17 protein-coding genes are annotated in these 14,569 nt (G+C 65.9%); 11 read left to right on the top strand and 6 right to left on the bottom strand.

The window, feature by feature from the left end; translation table 11 throughout:
- Positions 1-7: 7 nt before the first annotated feature.
- Positions 8-484 (bottom strand): NUDIX domain-containing protein, encoded by a 477-nt coding sequence (locus BLEFHOIH_RS18940; protein ID WP_088347596.1) that lies wholly within the window; start codon positions 482-484, stop codon positions 8-10.
- Positions 485-796: 312 nt separating this feature from the next.
- Here BLEFHOIH_RS18940 and BLEFHOIH_RS18935 point away from each other — a divergent pair, with 312 nt between their 5' ends.
- The 5 genes from BLEFHOIH_RS18935 to moaB all read left to right on the top strand — a co-directional run bounded on the left by BLEFHOIH_RS18935 (position 797) and on the right by moaB (position 4,306).
- Entirely contained in the window at positions 797-1,453 is a 657-nt protein-coding gene (locus BLEFHOIH_RS18935; RefSeq protein WP_088347595.1) for a YoaK family protein, read from the top strand.
- A gap of 10 nt (positions 1,454-1,463) precedes the next feature.
- Positions 1,464-2,078, top strand: coding sequence for an alpha/beta hydrolase (locus BLEFHOIH_RS18930; RefSeq protein WP_088347594.1), 615 nt, complete (start codon positions 1,464-1,466; stop codon positions 2,076-2,078).
- Between the two features lie 104 nt (positions 2,079-2,182).
- Positions 2,183-2,995 (top strand): bifunctional hydroxymethylpyrimidine kinase/phosphomethylpyrimidine kinase, encoded by an 813-nt coding sequence (thiD, locus tag BLEFHOIH_RS18925; protein WP_088347593.1) that lies wholly within the window; start codon positions 2,183-2,185, stop codon positions 2,993-2,995.
- 192 nt (positions 2,996-3,187) lie between these two features.
- On the top strand, positions 3,188-3,706 hold the full coding sequence (locus tag BLEFHOIH_RS18920; protein WP_088347592.1) for a hypothetical protein: 519 nt from the start codon (positions 3,188-3,190) through the stop codon (positions 3,704-3,706).
- 63 nt (positions 3,707-3,769) lie between these two features.
- A complete protein-coding gene (gene moaB, locus BLEFHOIH_RS18915) occupies positions 3,770-4,306 on the top strand; it encodes a molybdenum cofactor biosynthesis protein B (RefSeq protein WP_088347591.1) in 537 nt (178 codons plus the stop codon).
- Positions 4,307-4,438: 132 nt separating this feature from the next.
- Here the strand turns inward: moaB and BLEFHOIH_RS18910 are convergent, their stop codons facing one another.
- A complete protein-coding gene (locus BLEFHOIH_RS18910; protein ID WP_088347590.1) occupies positions 4,439-4,891 on the bottom strand; it encodes a molybdenum cofactor biosynthesis protein MoaE in 453 nt (150 codons plus the stop codon).
- A gap of 99 nt (positions 4,892-4,990) precedes the next feature.
- Here BLEFHOIH_RS18910 and BLEFHOIH_RS18905 point away from each other — a divergent pair, with 99 nt between their 5' ends.
- Together BLEFHOIH_RS18905 and BLEFHOIH_RS18900 are read left to right on the top strand one after the other, a co-directional pair.
- Complete coding sequence (locus tag BLEFHOIH_RS18905; protein ID WP_088347589.1) at positions 4,991-5,281, top strand: DUF1330 domain-containing protein; 291 nt, start codon at positions 4,991-4,993, stop codon at positions 5,279-5,281.
- 26 nt (positions 5,282-5,307) lie between these two features.
- Complete coding sequence (locus BLEFHOIH_RS18900; RefSeq protein ID WP_088347588.1) at positions 5,308-6,048, top strand: SDR family oxidoreductase; 741 nt, start codon at positions 5,308-5,310, stop codon at positions 6,046-6,048.
- A 65-nt stretch (positions 6,049-6,113) separates the two neighbouring features.
- Here BLEFHOIH_RS18900 and BLEFHOIH_RS26355 read toward each other — a convergent pair whose 3' ends face one another.
- On the bottom strand, positions 6,114-6,881 hold the full coding sequence (locus BLEFHOIH_RS26355; RefSeq protein WP_125461796.1) for a hypothetical protein: 768 nt from the start codon (positions 6,879-6,881) through the stop codon (positions 6,114-6,116).
- A gap of 270 nt (positions 6,882-7,151) precedes the next feature.
- On the opposite strand from BLEFHOIH_RS26355, the gene BLEFHOIH_RS18895 reads away from it, so the two are divergent.
- A complete protein-coding gene (locus BLEFHOIH_RS18895; RefSeq protein ID WP_088347587.1) occupies positions 7,152-8,123 on the top strand; it encodes an OmpA family protein in 972 nt (323 codons plus the stop codon).
- Positions 8,124-8,426: 303 nt separating this feature from the next.
- Here the strand turns inward: BLEFHOIH_RS18895 and BLEFHOIH_RS18890 are convergent, their stop codons facing one another.
- Complete coding sequence (locus BLEFHOIH_RS18890; protein ID WP_245297090.1) at positions 8,427-9,101, bottom strand: biliverdin-producing heme oxygenase; 675 nt, start codon at positions 9,099-9,101, stop codon at positions 8,427-8,429.
- A 145-nt stretch (positions 9,102-9,246) separates the two neighbouring features.
- On the opposite strand from BLEFHOIH_RS18890, the gene BLEFHOIH_RS18885 reads away from it, so the two are divergent.
- On the top strand, positions 9,247-10,470 hold the full coding sequence (locus tag BLEFHOIH_RS18885; RefSeq protein WP_088347586.1) for an FAD-dependent oxidoreductase: 1,224 nt from the start codon (positions 9,247-9,249) through the stop codon (positions 10,468-10,470).
- A 500-nt stretch (positions 10,471-10,970) separates the two neighbouring features.
- Positions 10,971-12,773, top strand: a complete 1,803-nt coding sequence (locus tag BLEFHOIH_RS18880; protein WP_088347585.1) for an NAD(P)/FAD-dependent oxidoreductase — start codon at positions 10,971-10,973, stop codon at positions 12,771-12,773.
- A 169-nt stretch (positions 12,774-12,942) separates the two neighbouring features.
- On the opposite strand, the gene BLEFHOIH_RS18875 is transcribed toward BLEFHOIH_RS18880, so the two are convergent.
- The gene (locus BLEFHOIH_RS18875) at positions 12,943-13,392 is read right to left on the bottom strand and encodes a response regulator (RefSeq protein ID WP_088347584.1); all 450 of its coding nucleotides are present in this window, start codon (positions 13,390-13,392) and stop codon (positions 12,943-12,945) included.
- A 401-nt stretch (positions 13,393-13,793) separates the two neighbouring features.
- On the opposite strand from BLEFHOIH_RS18875, the gene BLEFHOIH_RS18870 reads away from it, so the two are divergent.
- The gene (locus BLEFHOIH_RS18870) at positions 13,794-14,243 is read left to right on the top strand and encodes a response regulator (RefSeq protein ID WP_088347699.1); all 450 of its coding nucleotides are present in this window, start codon (positions 13,794-13,796) and stop codon (positions 14,241-14,243) included.
- A gap of 70 nt (positions 14,244-14,313) precedes the next feature.
- On the opposite strand, the gene BLEFHOIH_RS18865 is transcribed toward BLEFHOIH_RS18870, so the two are convergent.
- A complete protein-coding gene (locus BLEFHOIH_RS18865; protein ID WP_088347583.1) occupies positions 14,314-14,565 on the bottom strand; it encodes a formate dehydrogenase subunit delta in 252 nt (83 codons plus the stop codon).
- Between the last annotated feature and the right edge of the window lie 4 nt (positions 14,566-14,569).

The following is a 14,569-nucleotide window of genomic DNA, read 5'->3' as shown; positions in this document are numbered from 1 at the left end:
CGGCGGGCTAAGGCTTGCCGTCACCCCCGCCGAGGGAGGCGACGAGCCGGTCGAGGAACGGGCGCTGGCTGGCCAGGATCTTGTCATGCGCTTCCGCGAGGCCGAACCAGCCGGCACGGTCGACCTCCGGATAGGTTTGGATACGGCCGCTGCGCGGCGGCCATTCCAGCTCGAAGGCATTGCTGCGGATGGCGGCGACGTCGAGATCGCCTTCGAGCGCGAAGGCGGTGACGCGCTTACCGCCGCGCTGGCGCACCTCGCCCAGCGCCTCGAGCGGGCCGATGGCCGCCCCGCCGAGCTCTTCGGCAAATTCCCGCCGCGCCGCCGACTCGGCGTCCTCGCCCTCGCCGAAGCCGCCCTTGGGAATCGACCAGGCGCCGAAATCCTTGTGCCGCCAGAATGGGCCGCCGGGATGCACGAGCAGCACTTCGAGCGCGCCGCCCTGCCGCCGATACATCAGAATGCCTGCGCTTGCCGCCGTCATCAGCCTTGCCCCATCCGGTGAGGGGGCCCTCAGCATCACCAATGCCTTCCGACGCGACGAACGCCCGCACGCGGTTTCGATGGACTGGTGGTATTTTGCGGGTCGCCACACGCGGCGATGAGGCGCCCGCGGACCTCTCGCCAAGACAGTCTAATCGCAATCTCGAGCCGGGACCAATGCCGAAGCTCATGAAGCGGCTCATTTTCGCTGCGGCAAGGCGGACCGGCTCTTGCGTGTGCAGGGCCGTCCAAGCCCCGCGCCATCCGCGCGGTTCACACTGCACAGGCGCCTGCTGCAAGGATTCGGCCTGACATGCCCGCCCTCATCCCCGTCATCGCCTTGAGCTTCGTGGCGGGCTTCGTCGATACGGTCGGCTTCATCGCGCTGTTCGGCCTGTTCACCGCCCATGTCACCGGCAATTTCGTGCTGATCGGTTCCGGCATCGCGGGGAGCCCGACCGGGCTGATCGCCAAGCTGCTGGCCCTGCCGGTGTTCATCGCCGTCGTCGCGGCGGTCGCCGTCGCGGTGCGCCGGGCCGAAAGCGCCGGGCGCGATCTGGCGCGGCCGGTGCTCATCATCGAGATCGTGCTGCTGGTCGCCTTCATGCTGGCCGGGCTCTTTGGCGAGCCGTTCGGCAATGCCGACACGCTGCCCGCCGTGCTGACGGGCCTCGCCGGTGTCGCCGCCATGGCGGTGCAGAATGCCGGCGGCCGCCTGACCCATCCCGGCACGCCGACCACCGTGATGACGGGCAATGTGACGCAAGCCGTGATAGACAGTGTCGATCTCTTGCGCGCCGGGCCGAAAGCCAACGCCGCGCGGACGCGGAACCTTGCGGCCGCCGTCGTCGGTTTCGCGGTGGGCGCGCTGCTCGGCGCGATAGGCTATAGTGTGGTGTCCTATCTAAGCTTGGCGGTGCCTGTCATCGTGCTTGTCTATCTGGTTCTTGCGACCCGGCCCAAACCTTGAGGAGAGCGGAATGAGCGGCGATCTGGGCTTCATCCACCGGTTCGAGCCGGGCGATACCGGCAACACGCTGCTCCTGCTGCACGGCACGGGCGGGGACGAGCGCGACCTGATCGGCCTCGCCCAGGAGCTGGCGCCGGGCTGGGCGCTGCTGTCGCCGCGCGGCAAGGTGCTGGAAAACGGCATGCCGCGCTTCTTCAGGCGGCTCGCAGAAGGCGTGTTCGACGTCGCCGACCTGAAGGCGCGCGCCGAGGAGCTGGCCCAGTTCATCGAAGCCGCCATCGAGCATTACCGCATCGACCGGACGCGGCTGTTCGCGCTCGGCTATTCCAACGGCGCCAATATCGCGGCGGGCATGATGCTGCTCCGGCCCGACGCCATCGCCGGCGCGGCCCTCTTGCGGCCGATGGTGCCGTTCGAACCGGACGCGCCGGTCAACCTCTCCGGGAAACCCGTGCTGCTGCTCTTCGGCAGGCTCGACCCGCTGATGCCGCCGGGCCAATCCGCCCGCCTCGAGGCGCTTTTCACCGAGCGCGGCGCGAAGGTGGAGCGGCATGTGCTCCCCGCCTCGCACGGCCTCACCCAAGGCGACGTCGATCTGACCCGGAACTGGCTGGAGACGGTGTAGCGGCGCCAAAGAAAAGGCGGCCTCAGCGGCCCGCTGGCCACAAGCTGTGCGCATTCGCGCGCCAAGGCTCGCAAGCCGGTCCCCCAACGCTTATTTAATTCACTATGATATCGCCGATCGCCCTCACCATCGCCGGCTCCGATTCCTCGGGAGGCGCCGGCATTCAAGCGGATCTGAAGACGTTTTCGGCGCTCGGCGTCTATGGCGCTTCGGTCATCGCGGCGCTGACCGCGCAAAACACCAAGGGTGTCAGCGCCATCCATATGGTGCCGCCGGATTTCATTCGCGCCCAGATGGACGCCGTCTTCTCCGATCTCGATGTGCGGGCGGTGAAGATCGGCATGCTCGGCACCGAGGCGGCGATCATCTCCGTCGCGGAGAAACTGACCGCCTGGGCCGGGCCGCAGATCGTGCTCGATCCCGTCATGGTGGCGGGAAGCGGCGATCCGCTGCTCGATGGCGGCGCGGAATTTGCCCTGCGCGCCCATCTGCTGCCGCTCGCCGATATCGTCACGCCGAACATTCCCGAAGCGGCGCGGCTGCTCGGGGCGGCGGAGGCGGTCGACGAAAAGATGATGGTCAGCCAGGGCGAGCTGCTGCTCTCGCTCGGCGCGAAAGCCGTGCTGATGAAGGGCGGCCACGGCAGCGGCCCTGAGGCGGTCGATATTTTTCTCGACGGCAGCAACATCGTCCGCCTCGCCGCCGACCGCATCCGCACCAAGCATACCCATGGCACCGGCTGTACGCTTGCCTCGGCCATAACGGCCTCGCTCGCCAAGGGCATGACCATGCTGGACGCCGTGCGCGAGGCCAAGGTCTACCTCACCAATGCATTGATAAAGGCGGATGATCTGGCCATCGGACATGGCAGCGGGCCGGTCCACCACTTCTACGCGCTGTGGCCGAAAATCGCCTGAATCCGGGAAAATGCGCGAACGCGCGGCATTTGGCTATTTTCCGCAGGCGATTGGCAACCTATTTCATCGTGAGGCATTCATCAATCGTTTGGACCCCATCGCGCAAACTCCCCCCGCCGGCTTTTGATTCCGGAAGAATTGGTTCAAACGAACGCGGCGACGGTGCGCCCAAACTTTAGGCAGGGAAGCTTCATGACATTTGCAAAAATCGCACGACCCATTTGCGCCGGACTGGTCCTCGCGGCCGTCGCCGGAGGCGCGTTCGCCAGCCCCGCTTTCGCCGCTTGCGGCGCCTCGGGCACGGAACTGATCAAGAATCTCAACGGCGCCTGGCGCGGCTCGGGCACGGTGAAGCCCATCGGCGGCGCCGAGGAGCGGATTTCCTGCCGCGTCAATTACAACAATTCAGGCGGCAAGGTCGCGCAGAAGATTTCCTGCGCCGGCACCGATTATAAGTTCGAGGCGACCGCCAACGTCTCCTGCGAAGGCGACAGCGTGTCGGGCCGCTGGGAAGAAAAGGTTGCCAACAATACCGGCAGCGTGGCCGGCAAGATCGGCGGCGACCGCATGAATATCGAAGTCGACGGACCCAATTTTAAGGGCCGGTTTGCCGTCCGCGTCACCGGCGGCAAGCAGTCGCTAACCATCACCCAGTTCGATCCCGGCGCCGGCCGCCACGTTCCGGTGGCAACCGTCTCGCTGTCGAAATAGCATTGTCCGACCCCGGCGGGAGGCGAGAAAGCGCCCGCCGGGATCGCGACCAGCCGAGGTTATATGCCAGGCATCGACGAATCCCGCCCATTCAAGCCCGTGCGCATCGCCGTGCTGACGGTGTCGGACACGCGCAAGCTGGAGGACGACAAATCCGGCGCGCTGCTCGCCTCGCTGTTGACCGAGGCGGGCCATCAGCTCGCCGACCGCGCCATCTGCCGCGACGAGACGACCGAGATTCAGGCGCTGGTCAAGCGCTGGTCGGCGGATAGGGAGATCGACGCCATCATCACGACCGGCGGCACCGGCCTTACCGGCCGCGACGTGACGCCGGAGGCTCTGCGCCCGCTTTTCGAGAAAGAGATCGACGGCTTTTCCGTCGTCATGCACCTGATCAGCTTCCAGAAGATCGGCACCTCGACCGTGCAGTCGCGCTCCTTGGCGGGCGTGATCGGCGGCACCTATGTTTTCTGCCTGCCCGGCTCGCCTGGCGCCTGCCGCGACGCCTGGGACGGCATTTTGAAGTCGCAGCTCGACTTCCGCCACCGGCCCTGCAATTTCGTCGAGATCATGCCGAGGCTGGAAGAGCACCGGAAGTAGGCGAACTTCGTCGTCCCGGACGGCCGTCAGGCCGAGCCGGGACCCAATGGCAGATCCGCAAGCACTGAGGGTAAGGGAGAGGCGAGTGGGCCCCGGCTCTTACGGCCGGGGCGACGGATGAGGGTTGGCCGCCTATTTCCCCCACCGCCCAGCCGCCGCGTCATCATCCGCCTTGGCCTCGACCCAGCCATCACCTCCGGCGAGGCGCTCTTCCTTTTTCCAGAACGGGGCGCTGGTTTTCAGGTAATCCATCAGGAACGAGGCCGCCTCGAATGCGGCTTGCCGGTGCGCGGAGGCCGTCACCACCAGCACGATATTCTCGCCGGGCATCAGCCGGCCATGGCGATGCACCACCAGACTCGCGCTCAGCGGCCAGCGGTCGCGGGCTTCGGCTTCGATGCGTTCGAGCTCGCGCTCGGTCATGCCGGGATAATGCTCCAGCGTCATGGCGCGGATGGCGCGCTCGCCGCTGCCCCCGCGCACGATGCCGGTAAAGCTCACCACCGCGCCGATATCCTCGCGCCCGGCGGTCAGCCCGGCGATCTCCGCGCCGACATCGAAATCGTCCCCTTGAACCCGGATCACGGCCTGTCTCCTGTCGAAAGTCCTTGCGGCCTCCGCCTCTCCCTCCACAAAGCCGCCGCGCCGGACTATGCTGGCGCTCGCAAATGCTGGGAGTGAATCATGGCCAAGGCTTATTGGGTTGCCCGCGTCACCGTCAACAATGCCGACATCTATCCGCAATATGTGGAGGCGACCAAGGCTCCATTCCAGAAATATGGCGCGCGCTTCCTTGCGCGGGGCGGCCGCTCGGAAGCTGTCGAGGGCGAAGGGCGCCCGCGCAATGTGATTATTGAATTCGACAGCTTCGAACAGGCGCTGGCGTGCTACCACTCGCCGGAATATCAGATCGCCGCCGCCATCCGGCAGACCTGCGCCGATGGCGAGATCGTCATCGTGGAAGGCGCGAGCTGAGGTTTTCGATCCGGGGGGAACTGGGCATGGGCGTGCTGTCGGGCAAGAAGGCGCTGGTCACCGGCGCGAGCCGTGGCATCGGGGCGGCGATCGCGCGGGCGCTCGGCGCGGCGGGCGCCGATGTCGCGCTGACCTATTTCAGCTCGCCCGCGCAGGCGGAGGCGACGGCCGCCGCGATCCGCGCGCATGGCGTCACCGGCGAGGCTATCCGCGCGGACGCGGGCGACGCCGAAGCGGTGCGCGCATCGGTGGCGCTGGCGCATGAACGGCTCGGCGGGCTGGATATCCTCGTCAACAATGCCGGCATGTTCAGGCGCTGCCTGCTGCAGAGCACCAGCGACGAGGAATTCGACCGCGTCATGGCGGTCAACATGCGCGGCGCCTATATCGCCATCAAGGCGGCGGTGCCGCTTCTGCCGCGCGGCGGCCGCATCATCAACGTCTCGAGCACCTTTGGCGCGCGCGTTCCGGCGCCCGGCGTCGGGCTCTATGCGATCAGCAAATTCGCGGTCGCCGGCATGACCCGCGCCTTCGCCCGCGACCTCGGTTCGCTGGGCATCACCGTCAACGCCATTCAGCCCGGCCCCATCGCCACCGAAATGAACCTGGAAGAGAGCCGCCACGCCCGGCTGATGACCATGATGACCGCGCTCGGCCGCTATGGTACGCCGGAGGAAACCGCGCATACGGCGGTGTTCCTGGCGAGCGAGGCCGGCACCTATATCACCGGCGCGACTTTCAATGTCGATGGCGGTTTCGAGACCTGACCGGCCGCTTTTCTGCCCCTTGGGAACTCTGTCGCCGCTTGATTGCTTCGTTATGGGACAGTCGTTCAGCGCACAGTCACAAAAAACGCGCGATGGTCGGCATGAATGACGCGGCGTGATCTTCCACGATGAGGCCGCGCGGCTTGAAATTTCCAAAAAGGGGCGAGGAAATGCTTCGGATAGGCACAAGAGAGTTTTTGCTGATCGGAACGGCGATGGGGATTGCCGTGGCCGGTTCGGCGCGGGCGGAGCCGCGCGCCCTTGGAGCGACGCAGTTCCAGCTCGCGCAGGCGCAAGGCGATCAGGACGATGACAAGCGGCGCCGCGAGAGGGCCCGCGACCAGCAGGACCATCGTGGCGGCGGCGGCCAGGACCAGCGCGGCGGTGGCGGCGGCGGGCAGGATCATCGCGGCGGCGATGACCGTCAGCACCGAAGCCAAGGCGGCCAGGGTGGCGGCGGCGATAATCAGCGGCAGCAGTTCCGGCGCGAGCAGACGGAGCAGGGCGGCGGCGACCGGCAACAGCAGCAGGGCGAAGATCGCGGCCGCGCCTTGCGCGAAAGGATCGAAGAGCAGCAGCGCAATGGCGCGCGGCAGGGCCAGGGCGGCGACCGGCGCGAGGATGACGGTCCCGACCGGCGGATCAAGACGCCGCCGCAGCAGAGCGGCGAGCAGCTTCGCGAGCGCCAGCAGGATGAGCGCGAGCGGGCCTTGCGCGCCCAGCGCGAAAAGGAAGAGCAGGAGCGGCGCCAGCGCGCCGGCCAGAAGCAGGATGACGGCCAGCGCGGCGACAAGCGCGAGGGCGGCCCGGGTGCCGAGCGGCGGACGCTGCAAGGGCAGGGCCAGCCCGGTCAGGGCGGCGACAAGCGCGAAGGCGGCCCAGGTGCCGAGCGGCGGACGCTGCAAGGGCAGGGCCAGCCGGGTCAGGGCGGCGACAAGCGTGAGGGCGGCCCGGGCGCGGAAGGCCGCACCCTCCAGGGCCAGGACGGCCCGGGCGATCGGCGCGACAGGTTCAAGCCGGGCGGGCGCGATGGCGGTCCGGGCCGGGGTCAGGCCGAAGGCGGCAGCGAGGGCGATCCGCGCCGGACCTTCACCAATGACCAGATGCAGGAGCGCCGCCGCGACCGCCGGGAATTCTCCCGCGAAAGGCTGAAGGACATCACCGGCCAGCGCCGCGAGCGGCGCGAGGAAGGCGGCCGCATCGTCATCGAGGAGCCGGGCAAGCGCCGCATCGAGCGCGACCAAGGCAAGGTCATCATCCGGCATGACGAAAATGAGCGTTTTCGTGGCGGCGCGCGCGATTATCGCGTCGAGCGAGAACAGGGCGGGCGCGACCGCACCATCGTCACGCGGCCGAACGGCGTGCAGATCATCAGCATCCAGGACGACAAGGGCAATCTGGTCCGCCGCATCAAGGTGCTGCCGAACGGGCGGCGCATCGTGCTGATCAACAATGAATTTCGGCGCGGCGGCCGCAATTTCCGCGACTGGGACGATGACCGGCGCCGCCGCGGCGGCTTCGGCTTCTATGTCGAGCTGCCGGAGCCGGTGATCGGCATTCCGCGCAATGAATATTACGTCGAAGCCGAAGGCGCCTCAGAAGACGCGCTGGAGGAAGCCTTGAGCGCCGATCCGATCGACGATGTCGAGGGCGACTACACGCTCGACGAGATCCGCTATAGCGACAATCTCCGCCGCCGCCTGCGCCGGGTGAATTTGAACACCATCAATTTCGAGTTCGGTTCATGGGAGGTGCGCGAGGATCAGGTCGGCAGCCTGCAGGAGGTCGCCGATGTCATCAAGCGCATCCTCGATCGCAATCCGGAGGAGGTCTTCCTGATCGCCGGCCACACCGACGCCGTCGGTTCGGACGAGGACAATCTGTCATTGTCGGACCGCCGCGCCGAGACCGTCGCCCGCGTGCTGACCGACGAATTCGGCGTGCCGCCGGAAAATCTGGTCACGCAAGGCTATGGCGAGCAGGATCTCTACGTCCCGACGCAAGCGCCTGAAGTGCGCAACCGCCGGGTAGAGTTCATGCGCATCACGCCGTTCCTGGCGCAGAAGGAAGAGTAGGGCGGGGACTCTCGGCGCCCGCCTAGTCGTCGCCCCGGCCGGAGAGCCGGGGCCAATCCCACATCCGCTAGCGCTGAGGCAAGTGGAGATGCGAGTAGGCCCCGGCTCTCCGGCCGGGGCGACGAACAGTGTTCGGGTTGTGGAGGCCGCGAGCAAGACGTTTGTGTCGGCCCCCCCGGGGCCCACGGCCAAGTGGGCAAACACATCGGCGCGGATGCGCCGATGCAGCTAAGACTCTTGCCGCGAGCAGGGCGTTTGCGGGGGTCTCCCGGAGCGAGTCGGGTCTTTCCTACGGCACCTCACCTACCCCCGCGCGGCTGCGGCAACGGCCCTTGACAGCGCGATGTTGAGCCGGAACGCCTCGGCGGCGGCGTCCACCGCCAGCCCAGGGTCAGCGATCTCCGACGCGGCGCGTTCCAAGGCTGCGCGGTAATCGGCCTTGAAGCCGGGGACATCCGCAATCGCAGGGAAATCGTAGAAGGCCAGCGCCTCGGGCGGCAGGCGCAGTGTTCGCGACAGGAGCCGTTTCAAAATCTGGCCGCCGCTGAGGTCGCCCATCGAGCGGACATAGGCATGCGCGATCAGCGCGGCCCCGTCGCCCGTCGCGGCGGTGCCAACATGGGCAGCGTAACACTCCGCCGCTGCCAATACAGGCAGCGCCTCCCGCCAACCCGTGCCATGCAGGCGCATCAGGTCCGAGCCAATCGCCGCCGACCGGTACAGCGCGGGCAGCGCGATCCGTCCCGGGCCCAGGCCGCCGCGCCACCGCTCCAGCCCTGCCTCCAGCGCCTCGTATACCGGCAGTAAATTCCGCAGCAGCAACGCATAGGCACCGACACTCGCCGTGCCCCGCAAAATCTCGCCGATGACGCCGGTCCGCTCCGCCTCACGATGCAGCGCGTCCGTCCGGGCGCGGATCCGCGCGAGCAGGCCGTCCGCCTCGCCGCTTAGCCGCGCCGTGTCGATGCCATCCGGCAATGCCGTCCCCTCAAAGCAGCATCCCGCTACAAATTCGCCTGCCAAGCATATAACTTTTCGAACGAATCGGGCCAGTGCTGGTTTTTCGACAGAGTTGTTCATCAGTCCATAGCATTGGCGCGGCGGGAAACAGGAGGGGACAGCTATGGCGGATGATCTCAGCGTGAAATGCTGCATTGCGGGAGGCGGCCCGGCGGGGATGATGGCGGGATATCTTCTGGCGCGCGCGGGGGTCGATGTCGTCGTCCTCGAGAAGCACGCCGATTTCCTGCGCGATTTTCGCGGCGATACCATCCATCCCTCGACGCTGGAGGTCATGAACGAGCTCGGGCTCTATGACGCGCTGCTGAAGCGCCCGCACCAGCAGGTGACGCAGCTCAAGGGACGTTTCGGGACCTACGAGACGGTATTTGCCGATTTCTCCCATCTCCCGACGCGGGCGAAATTCATGACGCTGATGCCGCAATGGGATTTCCTCGATTTCCTGGCGGGCGAAGCGCGGCGCTATCCGAAATTCAAGCTGATGATGAACACCGAAGCCGTCGACCTGCGCTGGCAGGATGAGCGCGTCGTCGGCGTCGTCGCGCGGGGGCCGGAGGGCGAGTTCAACATCGCCTCGACGCTGGTGCTCGGCTGCGACGGCCGCCGCTCGACGGTGCGCGAGAAGGCCGGGCTCAAGGTCGAGGATATCGGCGCGCCGATGGACGTGCTCTGGTTCGCCCTGACGCGCCTCCCCGACGATCCCATCGACCCGGTCGGCAATTTCGGCGCCGGGCGCATCTTCGTCATGATCTATCGCGGCGATTATTGGCAATGCGGCTATGTCATCGCCAAGGGCGGGCTTGAAGACGTGCGCCGCCGGGGTCTGCAAGCCTTCCGCGACGACATCGAGGCTCTGGCGCCGTTCCTGCACGGCCGCTCGGCCGAAGTGACGAGCTTCGACGACCTGAAATTGCTCAGCGTCGGCGTCGACCGGCTGACGGTCTGGCACCGGCCGGGGGTGCTCTGCATCGGCGACGCCGCGCACACCATGTCGCCGGTCGGCGGCATCGGCATCAACCTTGCCATCCAGGATGCGGTCGCCACGGCCAATCTGCTGGCCGGGCCCTTGCGCGACGGCACGCTGACCGACGCCGATCTGCAGCGCTTGGAGGACCGCCGCGAATCGCCGACGCGGCGCACGCAGTCGCTGCAAGTCGCCATCCAGAACAATGTCATCAAGGCCGCGCTCGGCCGCCGCGGGCAGCCTGTGAAGCCGCCTTTCCTGTTGCGGCTCATCGGCTGGGTGCCGTACCTGACGCGCATCCCGGCGCGCATCGTCGGCCTCGGCTTCCTGCCCGAGCATGTGGACAAGGCCGTCATCCCCTGAGGCCGAAGACCTCGTCGGGTGAAACGGGGCCCGCTTATTGGGCTCGGCAATCAATATTTAGTAACGTATAAGTCCCAGCGTCATCGCCGCTTCCCTGAGGCGGAGATAGACCTGCCCCTGCGCCTGTGGTCTACTTACAGAGCGCCTGGGCCTCGAACATTGCCCAGCAAAACCGGATAAAATATCCCCGCGATGCTCTGTGCTCGCGGCAGATGGGTCTGCGCCTGCGACGTGCGGCTGAAGCGGGATCGCCTCATTCGGAGGAAGCATAAGGCTGCCTCTTTCCCTCTCCCAGCGGCAGAGGGTGGCGCGCTGAAAGCGTGCCGGGTGAGGGGTTACAAACGATAGGTGAGCATTACCCCCTCACGCTAACCCTTTGCCCATGGGAGAGGGAGTCAAGCTGCGGGTGACGGCCCGGGCGGTGCGCCGCACGAAAACGGTTCCGTATGAAGGACGCGGGAAAACACGCGCCAAACAACCAAGCGTAACAGGAGGAAACCATGCTCGATAAAGCACCCAACAGCCTGGTGAGCGGCGTGCTCGCCCGGCTCGGCGACGCGCTGACCCAAGGCGACATCGAGGCCGCGCTGGCTCTGTTCCAGGAGGATTGCTACTGGCGCGACCTGATCTCCTTCACCTGGAACATCAGGACGATGGAGGGCAAGGACGCCATCCGCGCGATGCTTAGCGCCCAGCTCGCCGCCATTAAGCCGTCGGACTGGGCGCTGGCCGAAGGCGAGGATGCGGTCGAGGATGACGGCGTCGTCTCCGGCTGGCTGACCTTCGAGACCGGGGTCGCGCGCGGCTACGGCCATATCCGCCTGAAGGACGGGCTGATCTGGACGCTGCTGACCTCGATGACCGAGCTGAAGGGATATGAGGAGCCCTCCGGCTTCGACCGCCCGCTCGGCGCCAAGCACGGCGCGGACAAATACCGCAAGAGCTGGAAGGAAGAGCGCGAAGACGAGGCGCGCAGGCTCGGCTATGAGACGCAGCCCGAAGTGCTGGTCGTCGGGGGAGGGCAGGGCGGCATCGCGCTCGGCGCGCGGCTGCGCCAGCTCGGCGTTCCCACCATCATCGTTGAGAAGAACGCCCGGCCCGGCGATAGCTGGCGCAAGCGCTACAAGTCGCTCTGCCTGCATGATCCGGTCTGGTACGACCATCTGCCCTATCTGCCATTCCCGGCCAACTGGCCGGTCTTCTCGCCCAAGGACAAGATCGGCGACTGGCTGGAAATGTACACGCGGGTGATGGAGCTGAATTACTGGGCCTCCACCACCTGCAAGAAAGCGAGCTGGGACGAGGCCAAGAAGGAATGGACGGTCGTCGTCGAGCGCGATGGCGAAACGGTCGTGCTGCGGTCGAAACAGCTCGTGCTGGCGACGGGCATGTCGGGCAAGCCCAATATTCCGCATTTCGAGGGCATGGAGCGCTTCAAGGGCGATCAGCACCATTCCTCGCAGCACCCCGGCCCCGACGCCTGGCGCGGCAAGCGGGCGGTCGTTATCGGCTCCAACAACTCCGCCCACGACATTGCCGCCGCCCTCTGGGAGAACGATGTCGACGTCACCATGGTGCAGCGCTCGACGACGCATATCGTCCGCTCGGACACGCTGATGGATATCGGCCTCAGCGGACTCTATTCGGAGAAGGCGGTGAGGAATGGCGTGACGACGCAAAAGGCCGACATGATCTTCGCCTCCATCCCCTACAAGATCATGCATGAGTTCCAGATCCCGCTTTACGAGCAGATGCGCGAGCTCGACGCCGAATTCTACGCGGGACTGGAGAAGGCCGGCTTCATGCTGGATTGGGGGGCGGACGGCAGCGGGCTGTTCATGAAATATCTGCGGCGCGGCTCGGGCTATTATATCGATGTCGGTGCCAGCCAGTTGGTCATCGACGGCAAGATCAAGCTGAAGGCCGGCTCGGATGTGCGAGAGATCACCGAGGATGCGGTGATCCTGCAGGACGGCACCGAGCTGAAGGCGGATCTCATCGTCTATGCCACCGGCTACGGGCCGATGAACGGCTGGGCGGCGGAGCTGATCTCGCCGGAGGTGGCGGCCAAGGTCGGCAAATGCTGGGGCCTCGGTTCGGACACGCCGAAGGACCCGGGGCCGTGGGAGGGCGAGCAGCGCAATATGTGGAAGCCGACGCAGCAGGAAGCGCTCTGGTTCCACGGCGGCAACCTGCACCAGTCGCGGCATTATTCGCTCTATCTGGCGCTGCAACTGAAGGCGCGGGCGGAGGGCATTCCGACGCCGGTCCACGGGTTGCAGGAGGTGCATCACGCGAGCTGAGGAACGGCCTCTGTCCCGGGCGGGCGTCAGGCCGGACCCGGGCCCATTGGCCGAGCCGCCGGCACTGTGCTCGCGGGGAGGCGCCCAGGCCCGGCTTTAACGGCCGGGGCGACGGAGTGAGATAGCGGCGTTTCGGCAAGCGCTCCAGGCGGAGAAGGCAGGGCCGCAGCTATATCCGCTGCGGCGGCAGCTTGACCTTCAGCAGCCAGAATTCGTTGATGCTGTTCACCAGAGCCTCGAAATCGTCGAGCTGCACCGGCTTGCTCAAATAGCAGTTCGCGTTGAGCTGGTAGCTCTTCAAAATATCGGCGTCCGCCTCCGAGGTCGTCAGGATGACCGTCGGTATCATCTTCAGGTTCTCGTGCTCCTTGATATGGGCGAGGATCTCGCGGCCATCGATTTTCGGCAGGTTGAGGTCCAGCAGAATGAGATCGGGGCGCGGCGCCTTGTCGTAGGCGCCCGTTTGCGCCAGAAATTCCATCGCCTCCACGCCGTCGAAAGCCACATTGAGGTTGATCGCACAATTGGCGTCGCGGAAGGCCTGCCGCGTCAGGCGGACATCGCCGAGACTGTCTTCGACCAGGAGAACCTCGATGGGCCCTACCTCAAACGATCTCATGAGCTTCCTCCGTTGCGCGGGCTGCGGCGGCCGGTATGGGTGCGTCGCCGCTACGATTGCGTGTTCGGGTTAAGATCCGAGCGCTTGCCGCTGTCCCGCAATGTGGAGACCATGCATTTCCGCATTGCTGGTTAGAGGAAGATGAAGAGTCCTGACCGGCCTTATGTTTGGTGATTATCGCCGGAGATTGCCGGTCAATCCGCGTTATATTGACTTTTAGTAGATTTGAGCCCGTTTGATTCATCCGCCAGAGTCAAAACTGTTGCTGGCCGTCCTCTTGCGGAGAGCGACGCGACGCAACGGACACGGCCCGCCACCCACTGACCGAAGAGCCCATGCGAGCGGGATGAGGCCGCCTGCTCCTTGCCTGCGGCGGTAAGTTTGAAAAGGCGGAAATGACGATGTTCGGTGACGCTCCCCCCATCGAAGTGCTGCTGGTCGAGGATAGTCTTGGAGACATCCGGCTGACGCTGGAAGCGTTCAAGGGTGCCAATCCGAGCATCAATCTTCACGTGGCCATGGATGGCGTGGAAGCGATGGCGTATTTGCTGCGGCAGGATGCCCATAGCGAGGCTCCGCGCCCCGACCTCATCCTGCTGGATCTGAACCTGCCCAAGATGGATGGGCGCGAGGTGCTGGCGCGGATCAAGCGAGACCAGACGCTCCGGAGCATTCCCACGGTCATCCTGACGACATCCGACATGCACGACGACATCGTCAAAAGCTATCAGCTTCAGGCGAATTGCTTCCTTACCAAGCCGGTCCAGTTGGACGAGTTCGAAAGCCTTATCAGAAACGTCAACGAATTCTGGCTGACCCAAGCCAAGCTGCCCCATTCGCAGGAATTTTGAACGGGGCAGCCAAGGGGGGGAGGGAGAGGCGTACGGGTAGAAAATCGGCGGGCCAACGCGGCCCGCCTTATCAGGCGTGGCCCGGCACGGTGAGGTTCGGCCGGACCTTGCGGATCTGGGGCATCGCTTCGAGAACCAGCGGGCTGAGGCCGGAGCCGCCCTTCTCCGCAATCGCGAAGAGCTGTTCCCGCATGCGCGGGTCCCAGAAACTGTTGATATGCTCGACCACGCCCTGCACCGCTTCCTCTTGCGGCTGCGATGCGAAGAAGGTCGCGATCTGGTTGGCCATGTAGACGAGCCTGTCAGCGGTCGACGACGACATCGGG

Origin of the sequence: Rhodomicrobium sp. R_RK_3 (genome assembly GCF_002198715.1) — a bacterium.
Classification (GTDB): Bacteria; Pseudomonadota; Alphaproteobacteria; order Rhizobiales; family Rhodomicrobiaceae; genus R-RK-3.
Note: the sequence above shows the minus strand (reverse complement) of the source record. Positions and strands in the feature narration are given on the sequence as shown.

What these genes read in the sequence shown, in the direction of transcription:
- thiD (WP_088347593.1), top strand. Translation starts at nt 2,183, where the DNA reads ATGATATCGCCGATCGCCCTCACCATCGCCGGCTCCGATTCCTCGGGA.
- BLEFHOIH_RS18880 (WP_088347585.1), top strand. Translation starts at nt 10,971, where the DNA reads ATGCTCGATAAAGCACCCAACAGCCTGGTGAGCGGCGTGCTCGCCCGG.
- BLEFHOIH_RS18930 (WP_088347594.1), top strand. Translation starts at nt 1,464, where the DNA reads ATGAGCGGCGATCTGGGCTTCATCCACCGGTTCGAGCCGGGCGATACC.
- BLEFHOIH_RS18920 (WP_088347592.1), top strand. Translation starts at nt 3,188, where the DNA reads ATGACATTTGCAAAAATCGCACGACCCATTTGCGCCGGACTGGTCCTC.
- BLEFHOIH_RS18900 (WP_088347588.1), top strand. Translation starts at nt 5,308, where the DNA reads ATGGGCGTGCTGTCGGGCAAGAAGGCGCTGGTCACCGGCGCGAGCCGT.
- BLEFHOIH_RS18865 (WP_088347583.1), bottom strand. Translation starts at nt 14,565, where the DNA reads ATGTCGTCGTCGACCGCTGACAGGCTCGTCTACATGGCCAACCAGATC.
- BLEFHOIH_RS18905 (WP_088347589.1), top strand. Translation starts at nt 4,991, where the DNA reads ATGGCCAAGGCTTATTGGGTTGCCCGCGTCACCGTCAACAATGCCGAC.
- BLEFHOIH_RS18870 (WP_088347699.1), top strand. Translation starts at nt 13,794, where the DNA reads ATGTTCGGTGACGCTCCCCCCATCGAAGTGCTGCTGGTCGAGGATAGT.
- BLEFHOIH_RS18885 (WP_088347586.1), top strand. Translation starts at nt 9,247, where the DNA reads ATGGCGGATGATCTCAGCGTGAAATGCTGCATTGCGGGAGGCGGCCCG.
- BLEFHOIH_RS18875 (WP_088347584.1), bottom strand. Translation starts at nt 13,392, where the DNA reads ATGAGATCGTTTGAGGTAGGGCCCATCGAGGTTCTCCTGGTCGAAGAC.
- BLEFHOIH_RS18940 (WP_088347596.1), bottom strand. Translation starts at nt 484, where the DNA reads ATGACGGCGGCAAGCGCAGGCATTCTGATGTATCGGCGGCAGGGCGGC.
- moaB (WP_088347591.1), top strand. Translation starts at nt 3,770, where the DNA reads ATGCCAGGCATCGACGAATCCCGCCCATTCAAGCCCGTGCGCATCGCC.
- BLEFHOIH_RS18895 (WP_088347587.1), top strand. Translation starts at nt 7,152, where the DNA reads ATGCAGGAGCGCCGCCGCGACCGCCGGGAATTCTCCCGCGAAAGGCTG.
- BLEFHOIH_RS18935 (WP_088347595.1), top strand. Translation starts at nt 797, where the DNA reads ATGCCCGCCCTCATCCCCGTCATCGCCTTGAGCTTCGTGGCGGGCTTC.